Source organism: Undibacterium sp. RuRC25W, assembly GCF_049339825.1.
Classification (GTDB): Bacteria; Pseudomonadota; Gammaproteobacteria; order Burkholderiales; family Burkholderiaceae_D; genus Undibacterium.
Genome location: NZ_JBMPPD010000013.1, coordinates 22,446 through 40,909, shown reverse-complemented (window position 1 = coordinate 40,909; position 18,464 = coordinate 22,446). Strand labels below are relative to the sequence as shown.

Below are 18,464 nucleotides of genomic sequence, written 5' to 3'. Positions count from 1 at the left end.
TCAATCAACACGTTTTTTTAAACGTGCGCGTACTTTGCTTAATAATTCCAGTTGCTGCGTTGAATTATTAGCGACCATACCAATTGCATGAGATTCTATACCGTGGGTAAATAATGTGACGGGATGATCCGAAGTAATTAAATCATCATCCGGGGTCAACATCAGATAATCTGTTTCTAAACGCATAAAATGTGAGTTGTCGCCCTCTGGGCGTTCAACGGTCACGTTGTCATACAGGCGCACTATATCGTGTTCGCGTTTCGGTAGGACTGTATTGGATTTCTGATCTACAACAGCCCGTGCTGCAATGATTGTGACTGCGGTGCGTTGATCGGCAAAGCTATTAATGTGTGGATTGGTAATTTCATACTGATCGGTACGTGGCAGATGGATCAGCTTCTCACCAGTTAAATGGTAATTCGCTTTGTTGCTATTCGATAGTCGTATGAAGTTGAATTTTTCTACATAGTAATCAGGCTCAAGGCGCACGGAAGATTTTTGTGCATCTTCTTCTCCACTCTGGCGAAACGCATTTTCCACCCAAAAGCTTCCGAGCGCAATAAACCCTAGGACTGCTACTGCAATCCAGATTTGTGCTCGGTCAATGGTGATTTGTGGTTTCATGCCAGATAGTCAGCTAAAGCGAGTTGGTATTTGTTCTGCGCCCGTAAAATGTAGTCACACACCTCACGTGCAGCGCCTTTACCACCAAGTGCCGTGGTCACATAATCTACTCTTGAGCGAACTTCTGGATGGCCATTGGGGACACTTGCGGCAAATCCGACACGGGTCAATACTGGTAAATCGATGACGTCGTCCCCAATGAAGCCACATTCGTCGCTGGTAAGATTCAATTCCGCCAGAAGTTCAAAGAAGGCAGTTTTTTTATCATGGATGCCTTGACGGACATGCGTAATGTCGAGGTCTGAAGCGCGTTTAGAAACGATCGCAGATTTGCGGGCGCTGATAATTGCAGTAGCGATACCCGCTTTTTGTAATAAGCGGATCCCTTGTCCATCGAGAACATTAAACGTTTTCAGTGCTTCGCCGTCAGGACTAAAATGCAGGCTGCCATCCGTCAGAATACCATCGACATCAAATATCATCAGCTTGATTTTTGCTGCTTTTGCTGTTGCTTTTATGAATGCGTCAGACATTAAATTACCTTTGCTCTTGTCAGATCATGGATATGCAGCGCACCGACCAGTTTGCTATCTTCATCTACGACCAGCACTTGATTGATCCTGTAGGTTTCCATGACCTCGACTGCTTCTACAGCTAGCTGATCGGCACGAATTGTGCGCGGATGAGGATGCATGACATCAGCAATGCTGATTTGCGTAAAATCACACACACCTTCCATCATGCGGCGTAAATCACCGTCAGTGAATACACCAACAATATGGCGGTCTGAATCGACGACTGCCGTCATCGCCATCCCTTTTTTGGTGATTTCAAGGAGTGCGGACGTGAGTTTGGTATCGGGTGAGACGCTCGGAATAGCATCCCCTGTACGCATAACATCTCTGACATAAGTGAGCAGTCGTCGGCCCAGAGCACCACCGGGATGAGAGCGGGCGAAATCTTCTTCGCGGAAGCCACGCGCATCTAATACGGCTACAGCTAATGCATCACCTAAAGCCAGCGTTACTGTGGTACTGGCGGTGGGCGCCAGATTGAGTGGGCACGCCTCTTTATCTACCTGCAGGCTTAAATGTACATCTGAAATTTTACCCAAACTTGAGGCTGGATTGCCTGTCATTGAAATCAGTTTTACACCGAGTCGCTTGATAATTGGCAAAATGGCCATCAGCTCTGTCGCTTCGCCTGAGTATGAGATGGCAATAAAGACATCTTGTGGCGTTACCATACCCAAGTCGCCATGAGCGGCTTCTGCCGGATGGACAAAAAATGACGGCGTACCGGTCGATGCAAATGTGGCTGCAATTTTGCGGGCGATATGCCCTGACTTACCTATTCCAGAGACAACAACTCGGCCTTTACATTGCAGTAGCATCCGTACCGCGTGTGCGAAGCCTGCGGCATCCTCATTGTTGAGGCGCTTTTGTAGGGCAATTAAAGCATCAGCTTCAATTTGTATAGTTTGGCTCGCCAACTCAACAGCACGCATGGCAGCGTCGTTCGTGACGTCATCAGAGGCAGTGTGCGCGTCTGGGAGGGAGGATGCGTTCAAATCATTCATCCCGACAGTATAAACGAAATCCACAAAGCAAAAACTTTGCCAGATGTAACGAAGTGATGATGAATCGCAAAATATGGACTGCATTAATGTAAATTTTGCTTAGGAAAACGACAGTAATTTCTCATAAATCGGCAATAATGCGTCTTATGAATGCTCTTGATACCACTCTCGCTCTGTTAGCTGCTGCCGTCCTTGGGGTAGTGGCTTTTCGTATGCTGCAATTGCCGCCTATCCTTGGCTATTTGACGGTAGGTATTCTCGTTGGCCCTTTTGGTCTTAATGTCGCTGAAGATGGTGCCGTGACGCATGAATTAGCGGAATTTGGCGTTGTTTTTTTGATGTTTTCAATAGGTTTGGAATTTTCGCTATCGAAGTTACTGGCAATGCGTAAGGACGTTTTCGGACTGGGACTGGCGCAGGTTGTGATGACGATCATCGTCAGCTTACTGGTGGGATGGGTGACTGCCACGTGGATGCCAGGCTTCTTTCATATCGGTTGGGAAGGTGCATTCGCTTTGGGCGGCGCTCTGGCGATGTCCTCAACTGCCATTGTGTCGAAGATGCTGACTGAGCGTCTTGAATTAGAAAGTCAGCATGGTCGTAAAATCATCAGTGTGTTGCTCTTCCAGGATCTTGCAGTCGTCCCCTTACTGATTCTTGTCCCCGCGTTAGCGACACACGATGGCAATATTGTACAAACCTTAGCTTGGGCGAGCGCGAAAGCAGTGTTAGTCCTAGTCATCCTTTTGTTCGTTGGTCAGAAGGTGATACGTACCTGGTTCAAGATTGTCGTCAAGCGGCGTTCGCAAGAATTATTCATGCTCAATCTGCTACTCATTACATTGGGCGCTGCATGGCTGACGGACAAAGCCGGATTGTCGATGGCGCTGGGCGCTTTCGTTGCTGGAATGCTGATTTCTGAGACCGAATACCGGCATCAGGTGGAAGAAGATATCAAGCCCTTCCGCGATGTCTTGTTAGGACTGTTCTTTATTACCATCGGCATGATGCTCAATTTTAGCGTGGTAGTCGGTAATAAATGGTTGGTATTGCTGCTGTTTGTCGGACCACTCTTGCTGAAATTAGTGCTGATTACCGGTTTGGCAAAAGTATTTGGTAATTCAACCAGTGTGTCTCTTCGTACAGGTCTTGCCTTGGCGCAGGCAGGTGAATTTGGTTTCGTGCTATTGAATCAAATTGGTGATTTGCATTTGATCGATAGCAATTTAATGCAGGTGATTCTTGCGTCAATGGTGTTGTCTATGTTGGCTTCTCCGCTGATTCTGGCGAAATCAGATGCGATTGTGATGAAGTTGTCTGCCAATGAGTGGATGATGCAGTCGCTAGCGCTGACGCAGATTGCAGCGCGAACAATGACTGCAAAAAAACACGTGATCATTGCCGGTTTTGGACGCAGTGGGCAAAGCCTAGCTCGTTTGCTGGCAGAAGAAAAAATTGCTTATCATGCGCTCGATCTTGATCCCGACCGGGTGCAAGAGGCACAAATCGCGGGTGATCACGTGTCCTACGGTGATGCTGCAAGGCGGGAGAGTTTAATGGCAGCCGGGATTAATCGCGCAGCAGCGTTGGTCGTTACTTATACGAGTACCCCGTCAGCCTTAAAGATTTTGCATTTGGTCACGGAGCTCAATCCCAGTTTGCCAGTGATCGTACGTAGCCATGACGATACCGATTTGGATAAACTCAAAGCGGCAGGCGCAACCGAAGTAGTCCCTGAATTGATGGAGGGCAGTCTCATGTTGGCCTCCCATGCACTGGTGTTGCTTGGCGTTCCTCTGCGGCGCGTCGTGCATCGTGTTCAGGCAGCGCGGGATGCCCGGTATGAATCGCTGAGGGGCTTTTTTCATGGTGTCAGTGATGCGACTGATAGTCCGGAAAATATGCAAATTCGCCTCCACACGGTGGTGTTGAGTAGTAAATCTCAGTTTGTTGGTAAGTTGTTGCCTGAGCTGCGTCTTTCTGAACTGGGGGTTGATGTCCAGGCAATACGACGTGGGAAAAATCGTGTAGAACTGACGAATGATCTGATTTTACAGGCAGCAGACGTATTAGTTTTACGCGGCACGTCAGAAGCGGTCGCTAGAGCGGAGTCGCGGCTGTTAAAATAGCGGGTTATTTTTAAAATTGAAGGACATCTGGCGATGTTAAATCCCTCCGAATACATTAAACAACATATCCGCACTGTGCCAAACTGGCCGCAAGAGGGGGTCATGTTCCGTGATATTACGCCTTTGTTGCAGAACCCGAAGGTATTCCGGGTTTTGATCGATATGTTCGTGCATCGTTATATGGATGAAAAAATCGACGTGGTCGCCGGCCTGGATGCGCGTGGTTTTATCATCGGTTCGGTATTGGCATATGAATTGAATCTGGGCTTTGTACCGATTCGTAAAAAAGGCAAATTGCCGTTTCATACGGTGTCGGAACAATACGAGCTAGAGTACGGCAGCGCGACCGTCGAGTTGCATTCTGACGCCTGTAAAGCAGGTGATCGTGTGGTATTGATTGATGATCTGATTGCCACGGGTGGCACGATGATGGCTGGCAAGAAACTTCTGGAGCGTTTAGGTGCTACCGTCGTCGAAGGCGCCGTCATTGTTGATTTGCCTGAATTGGGCGGTTCTAAATTGATCAAAGACAGTGGCTTACCGTTATTTACTGTGTGTAATTTCGACGGCCATTAATTTTTAAAAAATAAATCTGGTACAAAAAAGCAGGTACGACGAGATGATTGTCGTACCTGCTTTTTTATTTTTAGTGTCAGTATTAAGAGGATCTTTTATTTTGTTGTTGAAAATAAAATTTTTATAGCGGTTGAACTTTTCTCAGTGAAAAGTTTCAGTATGTGAATTTTAGTCAACGAACGCCGAAACACTGGCATTCGTGGTTCTGAAAAAATGCAGAAATTCTGAAGCTGCGCTATACTTCCGATCTTCCAAGGAGCGTTGCGACGAGAATCTACATCTCGCCAGGCTTGGAACAAAAGGCGAAAGTCGGATAAATTGGTGTTTTTTAATCAATACTGATGAAAAATACATCTGTCTCCGGCATCCCTTGCCACAACTGCGCTCACGTTACTTTTTTCTACTGAAAGGAGGGCGTGAGAACGCCACCACTATGACTACTCAAACTACCCACCAGGATTACCACGTTGCTGACATTAGTCTCGCCAGCTGGGGACGTAAAGAAATCGCTATCGCAGAAACGGAAATGCCAGGCTTGATGGCCATTCGTGAAGAGTTCGCTGCCAGCCAGCCACTCAAGGGCGCACGTATTACTGGTTCTTTGCACATGACGATCCAGACGGCGGTTCTGATTGAAACCTTGAATGCACTGGGCGCAGAAGTTCGTTGGGCTTCTTGCAATATCTATTCAACACAAGATCATGCGGCGGCGGCGATTGCTGCTGGTGGTACACCAGTATTTGCATTCAAAGGTGAAAATCTGGATGAATACTGGGAATTCACACACCGTATTTTTGAATGGACTGACGGCGGTTTCTCCAACATGATTCTGGATGACGGCGGGGATGCAACACTGTTGTTGCACCTTGGTACACGTGCAGAAAAAGATCTTTCTGTGCTCGACAATCCAGGCTCAGAAGAAGAAATCTGCTTGTTCAATGCGATCAAATCCCATTTGAAAAATGAGCCAGACTGGTACTCCAAACGTTTGGCTGCAATCAAAGGCGTAACGGAAGAAACAACAACCGGTGTACATCGTCTGTACCAGATGCACAAAGATGGCAAACTGGCTTTCCCAGCAATTAACGTTAATGACTCTGTCACCAAATCCAAGTTCGATAACTTGTATGGCTGCCGTGAATCTCTGGTTGACGGTATCAAACGCGCAACCGACGTCATGATCGCCGGTAAAGTGGCTGTCATTGCTGGTTACGGTGATGTAGGTAAAGGCAGCGCACAAGCAATGCGTGCATTGTCTGCGCAAGTGTGGGTGACTGAAATCGATCCTATCTGCGCATTGCAGGCAGCGATGGAAGGCTATCGTGTTGTGACGATGGATTACGCAGCAGAATTTGGCGATATTTTCGTGACAACGACTGGTAACTACCACGTCATCAGTCACGCACATATGCTGAAGATGAAAAATCAGGCGATCGTTTGCAACATCGGTCACTTCGATAACGAAATCGACGTCGCTTCCCTGAAAAAGTACACATGGGAAAACATCAAGCCACAAGTAGATCACGTGGTCTTCCCTGATGGCAAGCGCATCATTCTGCTGGCTGAAGGCCGTCTGGTGAATCTGGGCTGTGGTACGGGTCACCCATCCTACGTGATGAGTTCTTCGTTTGCGAACCAGACTATTGCACAAATTGAACTGTTCCTCAATAACGACAAATATCCAGTCGGCGTTTATACATTACCAAAACACTTGGATGAAAAAGTAGCTCGTTTACAATTGAAAACACTCAATGCACAATTGAGTGAGTTAACTGACGAGCAGGCTACGTATATCGGTGTGTCAAAAGCAGGCCCATTCAAGCCTGATCACTATCGTTATTAATCCCGTCGCCAGACTCCTCGTCGCATTACAATGACGAGGAGTTTTTTTTAAATCTTTTTCATGTCTGGATTGTTCATGCGATTGCTTGCAACCTGGTTAATTAACGCGCTGGCTTTATTGGCGATTCCTTATCTTATGCATTCGGTGTCGATTGATAGCTTTGGAACAGCGTTGATCGTCGCTGTAGTACTAGGGCTGGTCAATGCAGTGCTAAGGCCATTGCTGGTTTTACTAACCTTACCGGCCACCGTGATGACAATGGGTTTGTTTATCTTTGTCATTAATGGTCTGTTATTTTGGGGTGTTGCAAACATGGTTGATGGATTTCACGTTGCCGGATTTTGGGCGGCTGTCGGCGGTGCTTTGTTATACAGCGTGATTTCGTGGACACTCTCGACACTTCTTTTGCAAAAATCATGAAACCGCATAATTTCAGCATAGAATTTTTCCCTCCTAAAACTGGCGAGGGAGCAGAAAAATTACGCGTTACCCGTACCAAATTGGCGGCGCTCAATCCTAAATACTTCTCTGTCACTTTTGGTGCCGGTGGGACAACGCAGCAAGGGACGCTTGATACAGTGATTGAGATTCGCCGTGAGGGTTTTGATGCTGCACCACATCTGTCCTGTGTTGGTGGCACACGCGAATCGATACGCGAGATTCTGCAAGAGTACAAAACTAATGATATTCGTCGCTTGGTTGCTTTGCGCGGCGATCTGCCAAGTGGTTATGGCATGGGTGGCGAGTTCCGCTTTGCTAATGAGCTGGTCGAATTTATTCGCGCGGAGACAGGTGACTGGTTTCATATCGAAGTCGCAGCCTATCCAGAAATGCATCCGCAAGCACGATCTCCACAAGATGATCTGAATAACTTTGCCCGCAAAATCCAAGCCGGTGCAAACGCTGCGATTACGCAGTATTTTTATAATGCTGATGCGTATTTCCGCTTTGTGGAAGAGGCTGGAAAATTAGGTGTGACCGCACCTATCGTAGCAGGTATTATGCCGATCACTAATAGTAGTCAGCTACAACGTTTTTCTGAAATGTGTGGTGCAGAAATCCCACGCTGGATTCGTTTGAAACTTAATAGCTATGGCGACGACAGCGCTTCGATTAAAGCATTCGGTCTCGATGTCGTGACCAGCATGTGTGAGCGTCTGTTGCAAGGCGGCGCACCGGGATTGCATTTTTATTCGCTCAATCAGGCAGCTGCAACAACGGCTATCTGGCAACGTTTGTTATAGTCTTTGGTAGCTTGCTATCAATGATTCTTGCTATATCTGCGATCATTTTTAAAATTTTTTGAATATTCGCCTACGATAAATCGGGTTCTGTCGCGATAAGCCAAACTTGATAAAATGTTTAGATGAAATCACTGCCTAAACAAATTGAAGAGTCTGTACTTCGTCAGGTTTTAAAACGCTTGCATTATCCGCTCGACGTGATGTTGTTATGTGTGCGCTGGTATGCAGCCTATGTGCTGAGTTTGCGCAACTTGGAGGGAATGATAGCTGAACGTGGTGTACAGGTTGATCATGCTACGGTGCATAGTTGGGCGCTGAAGATATTGCCGGTTTTGGCTACGGTGTTTCGCCGTCGCAAGCATCCAGTTAGTCGGAGTTGGCGGATGGACGAAACCTACATTCAAGTCGGTGGGCAATGGAAGTATCTGTATCGCGCTGTTGACCGACTTGGCCATACGGTGGATTTCCTGCTCACCGCAAAACGTGACCATGCTGCTGCGCGACGCTTCTTCGAGCGGGCGATTGGATTACACGATGTGCCGGAGAAAATTACCATCGACAAGAGCGGCGCTAATACTGCGGCAGTGAACAGCCTGATCGCCGACAGCGGCCTGGAAATCACGTTGCGCCAATCGAAATATTTGAACAATCTTGTGGAACAAGACCACCGAGCCATCAAGCGCCGAACGCGACCCATGCTGGGATTCAAAAAATTTCATTGTGCCACCAAACTCATCGCCGGCATTGAAACGATGCACATGATTAAAAAGGGACAGCTCAATTGTCCCGATGGTCAAGTTACATCTGCTGCAGATCAATTCTACTCTTTAGCTTTCTGATTTTTCCGCTACCTCGCTGCTTCAGCTAAACTTTAGTTCCTTATCGCGACAGAACCGGAAAACGTAAGCCTTTGGTGTTCAACGTCGCCATCAAAAATTATCGCTTGTATCAAACGCCTTAGTTTAAGTTAATCACTCTCTTTTCAAAATTAATGCGACCAAATCTTTTTTCTTTTGTCATCGCCTCTTTAAGAGGGAATTAGCATGTTGATCTGCGTCAAGATTGTCATCAGCTGATCTGACTACAATCGCATGACATATTTTGAGGTCCAAACGGACGGGAGATCACTTGGCTATAGAACTATTTAACGATGGTAAGCATGTCTGCGTGATGTTTAATGATCTGCTAAAGGACGCCGGCGATCATGCCATCCAAGCCAACCAGTTTCTGATTGTGTCTGACGGCGAGGGGGCGCTCATTGATCCATCCGGACATCTGACCTATAACTCGCTTGTCCTTGCAATGCATAAGTATCTCCCTAAGCAGCAACTAAAATATTTATTCGCATCCCATCAGGACCCAGACATTATCGGCGCGTTGGATAAATGGTTATTCAGTACCGAATGTAGTTTGTACGTTTCTAAATTATGGTCGCGGTTCGTGCCGCATTTTTGTAATCTGAATCGGGCTGAAGGCCGTATTATTGGTATTCCTGATGAGGGCATGCCGATTCGTTTGCGTGATACGACGTTGTACGCTGTGCCTGCACATTTTTTACACGCCGAAGGTAACTTTCAATTTTACGATAGCAAATCTAAAATTCTTTTTTCTGGTGATATGGGCGCATCGATGGTGGATGCCGCTGATATTCATCATCCGATCACAACTAAAGAAGATTTTTATCAGGAACTGCACACCATGAGCGGTTTCCATAAGCGCTATATGGTGTCGAATAAAGTCTGCCGCTTGTGGGCAAATATGGTGCGTGAGATGGATATTGACATGATGGTGCCGCAGCATGGACGCTACTTTGTCGGTAAAGAAGCGATTCATGCATTTCTGGACTGGATTGAAAATTTACAGTGCGGTATCGATTTATTTACCCAGGAACATTATCGCTTCCGTGAGTAAATACGAGGGGTAGATACTGTGAGTAGAGGCTATTTGTGTTTGTCATCGAATCAATTTCCTTTTGCCTGTTTGACGATCGCATAGTCTAGGGGCAGTGCGGTTGTACTCTTAATCACCTCCATCACAAAGCTCGAACTGACGTCTTGTAAGTCAGCGACTTTCACCAGTTTTTTATACACTAGATCAAAACCAGCCATGTCTGGTACATGTACTTTGAGCAGGTAATCAATATCGCCGCTCATCCGCAAAATCTCGACAATCTCGGGAATATCTCTGACGCCGGTAATAAATTTTTGCATCCACTTCTCATTGTGTTGTGCTGCCTTGAGCGTGACCATTACCGTCAGGCCCAGATTCAGTTTAACTGGATCGCATAACACCACCTGTTTCCGAATGACGCCGTCTTCTTGTAGCTTCTGCAATCGACGCCAGCACGGTGTCACTGACAGATGTACAGACTGCGCGAGATCGGTTAATGCAATAGATGCATCTTTTTGTAGAAAACTCAGTATTTCTAGATCTTTTTTATCCATGACTCAACAATAGTAGAAAATTTTTCTAAAAATAGCATATTTTTCTAAACTATTTGGTAAAAAATTTCTGTTCATGATTGCTACGATGGAGTCCTTGCTGCCAGCGATTGGCTGGCGCACCGAATGAGTAAAAAACCAACATCAGGAGTTTCCATGAACCAGCACGAATCTACCCTTCTAACCGCGACCCGTCTGACCCATGCCGGGCGTAAGGGCAAAGATCATCATGGTCCTGTGAATCCGCCATTGGTACGTGCTTCGACGATGTTGTTTCCTGATTGTGCCGCGCTTCAGGAAGCGAACGGCACACGCCGCGTGTATGGCCGCCATGCGACCGAGACGACACTAGCGCTGGAGCAGGCCTTGTGCTCAGCAGAGGGCGCTGCCGCATGCATGCTGACACCCTCCGGCCTCTCGGCGATTACCACTACGCTGTTGGCGCTGTTGCAGCCGGGCGATCACTTGTTAATGGTTGATACCGCCTACGATCCAACGCGTTTGTTTTGTGATGGACTCCTTAAACAACACGGTATCTCGACCACCTACTATGACCCAATGATTGGTGCAGACATAGCACGAATCATGCAACCGAATACCAAGGTTGTTTTTGTTGAGTCTCCTGGATCGTTGACCTTTGAAGTGCAGGATATCCCAGCGATTTCCGCGGTGGCACATGCTGCTGGCGCTGTGTTGGTGTCTGATAGTACTTGGGCGACGCCGATCGGCTGGGCCTCGTTTGAGTTGGGTGTGGACGTCTCTATTCATGCAGCGACCAAATATATCGTGGGCCATTCAGACGCATTGATGGGAGCGATTCTGACCAACGAAGCCTTGCAGCATAAAATCCGCGATACCTATAAACAATTGGGCATGTCTATCGGTAGCGATGATGCTGCGCTCGCTTTACGTGGCTTGCGGACCATGGCAGCCCGTCTTGCCGTTCATCGCGAAAGCGCACAGATTGTGGCGCGCTGGTTGCAAGCACAACCGGAGGTTGCTGAGGTGTTATACCCACCGCTGGAAGGTACGGCGGGACATGACATATGGAAGCGCGATTTCCGTCCAGAATATGCTTGTGGTTTGATGGGTGCTGTATTTCGAAGCGACGTCACAGAGCAACAAGTTGCTGCCTTAATTGATCGTACGCGTCTCTTTGGTATCGGCTTTAGTTGGGGCGGTTACGAAAGTCTGATTTTGCCGACGAAGCCTGCCCGCTGCCGCACAGTGAATGCAGAAAAATGGTCAGCACCGATGCTGCGCTTGCATGTAGGGCTGGAGGCTGTTGAAGATTTATTGGTCGATCTGGATGTCGGATTTAGTGCCTTGCGCACGTTGCCAACATTGGCGTCTGTTGCCTGAGTTTATTGCGTGGTGTTGATGACGACTGTCTATGCGGACAACAAAATTTGCCGGCACAGTCTAGATGATACCGTGTAGTATTTTTTTTGATCGTAATCAGTTGGCAACCCACTCAAGTGCTTTTCTAAAAAAGCTTGGCGGTGGGCTGAAAACCGCGTTATTTGCTGGTTCTAGATCCGGCAGCAAGTGGCGCATTAACTCGGGTGCGTGTTGCTGTCTGAGGTTGGCTTTTTCTACAGCAATGGTGTTGATTTCTGCGATGATACTGACGATCGTGTTACTCGCTTCTTCAAGATCTAACAGGAAAAAATCGAGATTTTTTTTGCCGTGACGACGGGACTCAAATTTTCTGTAAATCACATCGAGTGCCATGCCGCAATCTTTGCTGTGTAATTCAAACACACAGTCGTAATTACCGGGCAACATGTTCTGTGCATCGCGATTAAATTCCATTGCCTTTGAGACGCCAGAGCGGCGTGTTGCTCCAATACGATATAAACCAGGACGCAGCCCATCATTTTGTAAAATGAAGATCGTGCCAGGCGTGCCATCCAAAAATTTTGGCTCTTGTGGCAAGGTGCGGTAATTGCGGTATCCGGTTGACATGGCTGTCTCTGAATCTAATTTCGGTACCGACAGTGTACAAACAGTGGAGTCAAAACGAGTGCATGAACAGAGGGGGAATTACCCCTTTATTTGATACTCTTTGGGAAGAAGTCGTAGGAAAAATGCCGGTTGTCATCATCTTGTCATGCCTAATGATTATGATGCCCCCATCCTACTGCTTCTCCTCCAAAGGTCAGGATATTTGCCCGCAATGTTATGTTGCGGGCTTTTTTTTACTATTTGACTAATTGACAGGCTGGGTGGTAGGTGCTGTCTTGTCCGCATCACCTGCTGGTTGGACATCGAGATCGACGGATTTTACGCCTGCACCGTTGAGGAATTCGGAATACATCCAGTCACCTTCAGCATTACTGACGCCGTCAGGGGCGGTTCGTTGTGTTTCAGGCTTACCGGCTAAGCTCACACGCATACTGTCGATCCAGATGGGTAAGGCGAGGGTTGCGCCGAATTCACGGCCACCGAGCGATTTAGGATCGTCGTAACCCATCCACGCAACGCCAACAATATTGTCTGCATAGCCTGCAAACCATCCGTCGACGGCCTCACTACTGGTACCTGTTTTTCCTGCGAGATCGCGGCGCCCTAGGCGTTGATCGGCAGCTGCCCCTGTACCCCGCAATGCCACTTCGCGAAGCATGCTATCAGTGATAAAGGCATTTCTACTATCGATCACACGATCACTATCCTGCGCAATTGCCGGTGCTTTGGTTTCACTTAATACTTTGCCACGCGCATCGGTGACTTTGCTGATCAGCCATGGTGTGACTTGATATCCACCATTCGCAAAGACCGCATAACCAGCCGCTAACTGAACAGGTGTGACTTGTCCTGTGCCTAAGGCGAGGGTCAGATTGCTAGGATGCTTGTCTTTATTGAAACCAAAATGTGGCAGCCATTCCAGTGCAGTACTGACACCAATCGTTTTCAAAATGCGGACGGAAACTACGTTCTTCGATTGCGCCAGCGCAGTGCGCATGGTTACAGGGCCATCGTATTTTCCATCGTCATTGCGCGGATCCCACTTGAGTGATTCTTCGGTGGTTGCCGACAGTTGGACGTCATTGATTAAGGTCGATGGTGAGAAGCCTTTTTCCAGTGCAGCGGAGTAAATAAACGGTTTGATACTGGAGCCGGGTTGACGCCACGCACTGGTGACGTGATTGAATTTTTTACGATTGAAATCAAATCCACCGACCATTGCGCGATAGGCACCAGTTTGCGCATTGATGGCGACATACGCACCTTCAACTTCAGGTAGTTGGGTGATGCTCCAACGCATTTTGGTATCTTGAATAACGCGGATGATCGCACCAGGGATCACCTTCAGATCCGATTTTGCTTTACTTTGAAGTGCGCTACTGGCAAACCGCAAGCCATCGCCATTGATCTCAATACTTTCACCCGATGCTAAGTCCGCTTGTACTGTTTTGCTACTGACCTTGGTGACGACGGCTGCGATTAATTTGTCATTTGCGGGATGTTTTTTTAATACTTCATCAATTGCATCATCACGTTCATCTTCGTCGGCAGGTAAGCTGATAAACGCTTCTGGTCCGCGGTAGCCATGACGTTGATCGTAATCCATGACATTTTTGCGCACGGCTTCATAGGCGGCTTCCTGATCCGCTTTGAGTAGTGTCGTATAGACTTTAATACCAGCGGTATATGCCGTGTCTTTGTATTCTGCAACGATACTTTGTCTGACCATCTCAGCGGCGTAATCAGCATGGGCATCGTACATTTGTTTTCCTGTGACTGTCAGATGCTCATGACTGGCGGTATCAAATTGCGCTTCGGTAATCATACCTTTGTTGAGCATGCTCTTAAGCACTAACATCTGGCGCTGTTTTGCCTTGGGAAAATTGACAGCCGGATTATGCCGTACTGGATTCTGCGGAATACCAGCCAACATCGCCGCTTCTGCTAAGGTGATCTGATTCAATGATTTGCCAAAGTAAGTTTTTGCCGCGCTCGAAAAACCATGGGTCCGTTGACCAAGATAGATTTGGTTCATATAGAGCTCAAGAATCTGATCTTTGCTCAGTGCGGCTTCAATTCGGAAGGTCAGTAAAATTTCTTTGATTTTCCGCGTCACTGTTTTTTCTTGTGACAAGAAAAAATTTCTGGCGACCTGCATCGTAATCGTCGAAGCGCCTTGATGAAAACCGCCACCAAGATCGGCGACAAAGGCGCGTGTGAGGCCAATAAAATCGACACCATTATGTTCATAAAAACGCGCATCTTCAATCGATAACAGGGCGTTTTTCATCACATCCGGAATGTCTTTGATGGGAACAAAATCACGGTGCTCTTCGCCAAATTCACCAATAAGCGCGTTGTCAGCAGTGTAGATACGTAGTGGTATTTTAGGCTGGTAATCGGTAATCGCATCAAGCGCAGGTAAGCCTGGCGCGAGCCCTAAAAAAATATACGCCAGCGCACCGATGATGAGCGTGCTCAATAAAACCACGAGGGCGAGTATCCATTTCATTCTTATTCCTTAGTCTTCCAATGTTTGCAGCAAATATAGTTTTTGATAAATGCCCTGATCGATCTGCATCAGTTCCTGATGTTTTCCGCGTTCTGTCAGCTTGCCGTGATTAAGTACAATGATGCAGTCCGCATCACGAATCGTTGATAGACGGTGGGCGATAGCGATGATCGTGACCTGATGACGTAATTCGTTTAACGCAATTTGAATAATCTGTTCGGTTTCACTATCAATATGTGAAGTGGCTTCATCTAAGAACAAAATACGTGGTTTTCCAGCCAGTGCACGGGCGATGGCGACCAGTTGTTTTTGACCGGTAGAAAGTTTAGCTCCCCCTTCGCCCAAGGGCGTTTCATACCCTAATTCCAAATCGAGAATCAGTTCGTGCACATGCGCTGCTTTGGCGGCGGCAATGATATCGGCTTCACTGATATCTCTGCCCATGGCGATGTTTTCTCTGGCGCTGGCTGCGAGTAAGAAGGGCTCTTGAGGAACGAGTCCGACGCTAGCTCTGAAGTGATCTTCCGAAAAGTCTGCAATACTTCTGCCATCAATCGTAATGCTGCCGGTTTGTGCTGTATAGAAGCGTAATAACAGGCTCATTAGCGTTGATTTTCCGCTGCCTGTATGGCCGACGATACCAAAAAAAGATCCTGATGGAATCAATAGGTTCACGTCGTGCAAGACCGGATGCGCTGGCGTATAGCCGAAGGTCAGGTGAGAGATATGGACCTCGCCCGATTCCATGACGGCATTCGTGCTGGTGTTGGTGGTGATAGGCTCATGCAACAGCGTATTAACGCGTGCAGCAGAGACCACTGCCTGTTGAATCTGACCGAATTGCAATGTGATTTGGATCAGTGGGTCGACGACACGTGCAATGTAGCTGACAAAGGCATACAAAATACCCACTTCAACGCCAGAAAAACTACGTTGTCCAAAACAAAAAATCACCACAACAAGTAGTACTGAATTTAAAAAATCCAGCGCTGGTCGTAATAACCAGGCATTCGCTCTTAATTCATCGAGCCTTGCCCGATAATGTAATTGATTGGTGTTGGCAAACCGTTCGCCAAACCGCTGCTCCGCATTGCTAGCCTGTAAAGCGCTCATGCCGCTGATGCTCTCCGCGACCTGGGCATTGATTTCGCTGCGCAACTGGCGCGCTTTACTGACAGCGGGTGCGCTCCAGCGTTGGTAGAACCAGACGATAATAACGACTGCCGGAATCAGCATGGTGACAATCAGCATCAAACGCCAATCGAGCCATGCCATCGCACCTAAGGCACCGATGACAACGATAGAACTGTCGAGCATCACAAATAAAACTTGGACGTATAGATTCTTCACCGCCTCGGTATCATTCGTGACGCGACTGACCAGTTGTCCGGTCATCGCTTTATCAAAGAATGCCATCGGTAAGCGTAAGACATGCGTATAGACTTGTTCACGTAAGCGCCTTACCGAACGCATAGCGACGCCCGCCAATCGCGTTAACTGGAGGTAGCGCAGCCAAGTAGCACCCCAGCCAGTGAAGACATAGGCAGTGAGCAAACCAATCACAATCTGCATGTCCATCTGATGGGGCAGCAAATAGCGGTCGATAAATGCTTTGCCTAGTAAAGGGCCCAGTGCTTCCAACGCTGCGGCGATGAGTAAAAAAATAACACCTCGAATAACCTGCGATTTTTCAGGGCGTGCAGATGAAATCAGAAGCTCCACCGCCATTTTCTTTTCTGAGGGGATGTCTTTTTTTTCTGGGATATGCTGATCACGCGGCATTTAAACTTGCCTCCAGTTGTTGATAACGCCATTGAGAGGCGTACCAGTGATTCGCGGCCAGCAGGTCAGCATGGGTTCCCTGTTCAACGATTTTTCCTTCGCGTAAAACCACAATATGATCGGCACTGGCGACGGCGCTTAAGCGATGACTGACAATCACTGCACTGCGGTTTGTTTGTTCTTCACGTAATGTCGCCAGATGCTGCAGGATCCGGCTCTCCGTCTCGGTATCCACCGCAGACAAAGCGTCATCCAGAAGTAATAAGGGACTATCTGTGAGTAATGCGCGGGCAATGGAGACGCGCTGGCGTTGACCACCAGATAAGGTCACACCGCGCTCGCCGACCGGTGTGTCATAGCCTTGCGGGAAGCGCACGATATCGTCATGCACGGAGGCTAAAGTCGCTGCGTGGATGATTTCTTCGCGTGTGGCGTCTGGTCTGGCGAGCGCAATGTTTTCTGCAATGGAGGCGGAGAACAAAAATGGTTCTTGCGCCACCCAGTTAATTGCGCGCCGCAGCGTATGCAAGGGGTATCCATCAATGTGGTGATCACCCCACCGTATTTCGCCTTGCGTCGTTTCAATCTGACGCAATAAGAGTTTGATGATGCTGGATTTGCCCGCACCGGTCGGACCCACGATGCCCAAGGTTTTTCCGGGTAGTAGCGAGAGTGAAACACCATCCAAAGCAGCACGTATTTGTGATGGGTAGGTAAAATAGATCTGGCTCAGCTCGATAGCACCGCCAGGAAGTTGCTTTACTGCGCCATGGTCTTCAATGGACAAAGGCATAGTCAGAACAGGCTCTAAACGGTTCCAGGCTGCCTTACCGCGCTCCAGCAACGACAAGACCCAGCCGGCAGCAAACATAGGCCAGATCAATTGGCCTAGATACATCGTAAAGCTGGTCAGCATACCGATACTCATCTCACCATGCCACACCAGATAACCACCCATCGCCAGTGTGAGTGCGCCAGCGGAGGTCAGTGTAATGCCGACCGCAGGTTCATACGCCGCTTCCCAGCTCTGCGCTGCCAAGCTGGCATCGGCTGCTTGTTCTGCTAGTGCTGCAAACTGAGTTGCACTACGTTGCTCAAGACCCAGCGCACGTAGGGTCCGGACGCCGGCGAGGGTTTCCTGCACCTGATCATTGAGTGCGCTGAAACGCTGTAATGAGTCGCGCGAGGCTTCGTGGACATGGTGTGTAATACGTTTGAACGCCCATCCCATAAACGGGAAGGGTAGTAACGCCACGAGGGCCAGACGCCAGTCGACACCCAATAACATCATGCCAATCACCAGCGCAAACGTTAACGAGCCATCAAAACCCGCTAGTGCGGCTTCACCCGATGCCAGCTCGATGGCGTCTGCATCATTGGTACCTAGCGCCATCAGATCACCGGTGCGCTGTTGCTGAAAGAAGCTTTGCCCTTGCAAGCTGAGGCGTTGATATAAGCGCGTGCGCAATTCAGCGCCGAGTTGGTAGGAGGCGGTGAACAGTTGCATGCGCCAGCCTACTCTTAAAAAGTAGATAGCAACGCCCATGAGCAACAAATAGCCCAGTTGTACCATGAGTCCATGCTGATCCAGTTGGTGGGTAACCATGCCGTCAATCACCGCACCGACACGGCGCGGGATTAGCACCGTCATGACAGCAACGGCGAGCAACATCGCGCCCGCAGCACAATAATGCTGCCAATGACGGCGGATAAATTCTCTAAGTAGTTGAAACAGTGTCATGCCAATTCTTTAATAAATCTTTTGT

At 48.1% G+C, this 18,464-nt stretch carries 16 protein-coding genes and 1 riboswitch; of the genes, 8 read left to right on the top strand and 8 right to left on the bottom strand.

The window, feature by feature from the left end:
* The 3 genes from lptC to ACO0KV_RS08050 are packed head-to-tail and all read right to left on the bottom strand — an operon-like array spanning position 1 to position 2,131.
* A complete protein-coding gene (gene lptC / locus ACO0KV_RS08060) occupies positions 1 to 624 on the bottom strand; it encodes an LPS export ABC transporter periplasmic protein LptC (protein WP_423041662.1) in 624 nt (207 codons plus the stop codon).
* Positions 621 to 1,157, bottom strand: a complete 537-nt coding sequence (locus tag ACO0KV_RS08055) for a KdsC family phosphatase (protein ID WP_423041660.1) — start codon at positions 1,155 to 1,157, stop codon at positions 621 to 623. The genes lptC and ACO0KV_RS08055 overlap by 4 nt, the downstream gene beginning before the upstream one ends.
* Positions 1,157 to 2,131 (bottom strand): KpsF/GutQ family sugar-phosphate isomerase, encoded by a 975-nt coding sequence (locus tag ACO0KV_RS08050; RefSeq protein ID WP_423041740.1) that lies wholly within the window; start codon positions 2,129 to 2,131, stop codon positions 1,157 to 1,159. The genes ACO0KV_RS08055 and ACO0KV_RS08050 overlap by 1 nt, the downstream gene beginning before the upstream one ends.
* Before the next feature lie 209 nt (positions 2,132 to 2,340).
* Between ACO0KV_RS08050 and ACO0KV_RS08045 the strand changes: the two genes are divergently transcribed.
* The 7 genes from ACO0KV_RS08045 to ACO0KV_RS08015 all read left to right on the top strand — a co-directional run bounded on the left by ACO0KV_RS08045 (position 2,341) and on the right by ACO0KV_RS08015 (position 9,906).
* Positions 2,341 to 4,332 carry a cation:proton antiporter gene (locus ACO0KV_RS08045; protein WP_423041658.1) on the top strand — a complete coding sequence of 664 codons (1,992 nt, stop codon included), beginning with the start codon at positions 2,341 to 2,343 and terminating at the stop codon, positions 4,330 to 4,332.
* Positions 4,333 to 4,365: 33 nt separating this feature from the next.
* Positions 4,366 to 4,908 (top strand): adenine phosphoribosyltransferase, encoded by a 543-nt coding sequence (locus ACO0KV_RS08040; protein WP_423041656.1) that lies wholly within the window; start codon positions 4,366 to 4,368, stop codon positions 4,906 to 4,908.
* Positions 4,909 to 5,155: 247 nt separating this feature from the next.
* Positions 5,156 to 5,302, top strand: a riboswitch (S-adenosyl-L-homocysteine riboswitch).
* Positions 5,303 to 5,341: 39 nt separating this feature from the next.
* Positions 5,342 to 6,751 (top strand): adenosylhomocysteinase, encoded by a 1,410-nt coding sequence (ahcY, locus tag ACO0KV_RS08035; protein WP_423041654.1) that lies wholly within the window; start codon positions 5,342 to 5,344, stop codon positions 6,749 to 6,751.
* A 75-nt stretch (positions 6,752 to 6,826) separates the two neighbouring features.
* Complete coding sequence (locus tag ACO0KV_RS08030; RefSeq protein WP_423041652.1) at positions 6,827 to 7,171, top strand: phage holin family protein; 345 nt, start codon at positions 6,827 to 6,829, stop codon at positions 7,169 to 7,171.
* On the top strand, positions 7,168 to 7,995 hold the full coding sequence (metF, locus tag ACO0KV_RS08025) for a methylenetetrahydrofolate reductase [NAD(P)H] (RefSeq protein WP_423041650.1): 828 nt from the start codon (positions 7,168 to 7,170) through the stop codon (positions 7,993 to 7,995). The genes ACO0KV_RS08030 and metF overlap by 4 nt, the downstream gene beginning before the upstream one ends.
* Positions 7,996 to 8,117: 122 nt before the next feature.
* Positions 8,118 to 8,834, top strand: coding sequence for an IS6 family transposase (locus tag ACO0KV_RS08020; RefSeq protein WP_423041648.1), 717 nt, complete (start codon positions 8,118 to 8,120; stop codon positions 8,832 to 8,834).
* A 289-nt stretch (positions 8,835 to 9,123) separates the two neighbouring features.
* Positions 9,124 to 9,906, top strand: coding sequence for an MBL fold metallo-hydrolase (locus ACO0KV_RS08015; protein ID WP_423041646.1), 783 nt, complete (start codon positions 9,124 to 9,126; stop codon positions 9,904 to 9,906).
* A gap of 50 nt (positions 9,907 to 9,956) precedes the next feature.
* Here the strand turns inward: ACO0KV_RS08015 and ACO0KV_RS08010 are convergent, their stop codons facing one another.
* Entirely contained in the window at positions 9,957 to 10,439 is a 483-nt protein-coding gene (locus tag ACO0KV_RS08010) for an Lrp/AsnC family transcriptional regulator (RefSeq protein ID WP_423041644.1), read from the bottom strand.
* A gap of 153 nt (positions 10,440 to 10,592) precedes the next feature.
* Between ACO0KV_RS08010 and metC the strand changes: the two genes are divergently transcribed.
* Positions 10,593 to 11,798 (top strand): cystathionine beta-lyase, encoded by a 1,206-nt coding sequence (metC, locus tag ACO0KV_RS08005; protein WP_423041642.1) that lies wholly within the window; start codon positions 10,593 to 10,595, stop codon positions 11,796 to 11,798.
* 96 nt (positions 11,799 to 11,894) lie between these two features.
* Here metC and ACO0KV_RS08000 read toward each other — a convergent pair whose 3' ends face one another.
* From ACO0KV_RS08000 to ACO0KV_RS07985, 4 genes are all read right to left on the bottom strand, one after another.
* Positions 11,895 to 12,404, bottom strand: a complete 510-nt coding sequence (locus ACO0KV_RS08000; protein WP_423041640.1) for a hypothetical protein — start codon at positions 12,402 to 12,404, stop codon at positions 11,895 to 11,897.
* A 244-nt stretch (positions 12,405 to 12,648) separates the two neighbouring features.
* Complete coding sequence (locus ACO0KV_RS07995; RefSeq protein ID WP_423041638.1) at positions 12,649 to 14,916, bottom strand: penicillin-binding protein 1A; 2,268 nt, start codon at positions 14,914 to 14,916, stop codon at positions 12,649 to 12,651.
* 9 nt (positions 14,917 to 14,925) lie between these two features.
* Positions 14,926 to 16,698 (bottom strand): ABC transporter ATP-binding protein, encoded by a 1,773-nt coding sequence (locus ACO0KV_RS07990; RefSeq protein ID WP_423041636.1) that lies wholly within the window; start codon positions 16,696 to 16,698, stop codon positions 14,926 to 14,928.
* Positions 16,688 to 18,439 carry an ABC transporter ATP-binding protein gene (locus tag ACO0KV_RS07985; RefSeq protein WP_423041634.1) on the bottom strand — a complete coding sequence of 584 codons (1,752 nt, stop codon included), beginning with the start codon at positions 18,437 to 18,439 and terminating at the stop codon, positions 16,688 to 16,690. The genes ACO0KV_RS07990 and ACO0KV_RS07985 overlap by 11 nt, the downstream gene beginning before the upstream one ends.
* Between the last annotated feature and the right edge of the window lie 25 nt (positions 18,440 to 18,464).

Coding starts and splice junctions, on each gene's coding strand:
- lptC (WP_423041662.1), bottom strand. CDS start 624: ATGAAACCACAAATCACCATTGACCGAGCACAAATCTGGATTGCAGTA.
- ACO0KV_RS08055 (WP_423041660.1), bottom strand. CDS start 1,157: ATGTCTGACGCATTCATAAAAGCAACAGCAAAAGCAGCAAAAATCAAG.
- ACO0KV_RS08050 (WP_423041740.1), bottom strand. CDS start 2,131: ATGCGTGCTGTTGAGTTGGCGAGCCAAACTATACAAATTGAAGCTGAT.
- ACO0KV_RS08045 (WP_423041658.1), top strand. CDS start 2,341: ATGCGTCTTATGAATGCTCTTGATACCACTCTCGCTCTGTTAGCTGCT.
- ACO0KV_RS08040 (WP_423041656.1), top strand. CDS start 4,366: ATGTTAAATCCCTCCGAATACATTAAACAACATATCCGCACTGTGCCA.
- ahcY (WP_423041654.1), top strand. CDS start 5,342: ATGACTACTCAAACTACCCACCAGGATTACCACGTTGCTGACATTAGT.
- ACO0KV_RS08030 (WP_423041652.1), top strand. CDS start 6,827: ATGCGATTGCTTGCAACCTGGTTAATTAACGCGCTGGCTTTATTGGCG.
- metF (WP_423041650.1), top strand. CDS start 7,168: ATGAAACCGCATAATTTCAGCATAGAATTTTTCCCTCCTAAAACTGGC.
- ACO0KV_RS08020 (WP_423041648.1), top strand. CDS start 8,118: ATGAAATCACTGCCTAAACAAATTGAAGAGTCTGTACTTCGTCAGGTT.
- ACO0KV_RS08010 (WP_423041644.1), bottom strand. CDS start 10,439: ATGGATAAAAAAGATCTAGAAATACTGAGTTTTCTACAAAAAGATGCA.
- metC (WP_423041642.1), top strand. CDS start 10,593: ATGAACCAGCACGAATCTACCCTTCTAACCGCGACCCGTCTGACCCAT.
- ACO0KV_RS08000 (WP_423041640.1), bottom strand. CDS start 12,404: ATGTCAACCGGATACCGCAATTACCGCACCTTGCCACAAGAGCCAAAA.
- ACO0KV_RS07995 (WP_423041638.1), bottom strand. CDS start 14,916: ATGAAATGGATACTCGCCCTCGTGGTTTTATTGAGCACGCTCATCATC.
- ACO0KV_RS07990 (WP_423041636.1), bottom strand. CDS start 16,698: ATGCCGCGTGATCAGCATATCCCAGAAAAAAAAGACATCCCCTCAGAA.
- ACO0KV_RS07985 (WP_423041634.1), bottom strand. CDS start 18,439: ATGACACTGTTTCAACTACTTAGAGAATTTATCCGCCGTCATTGGCAG.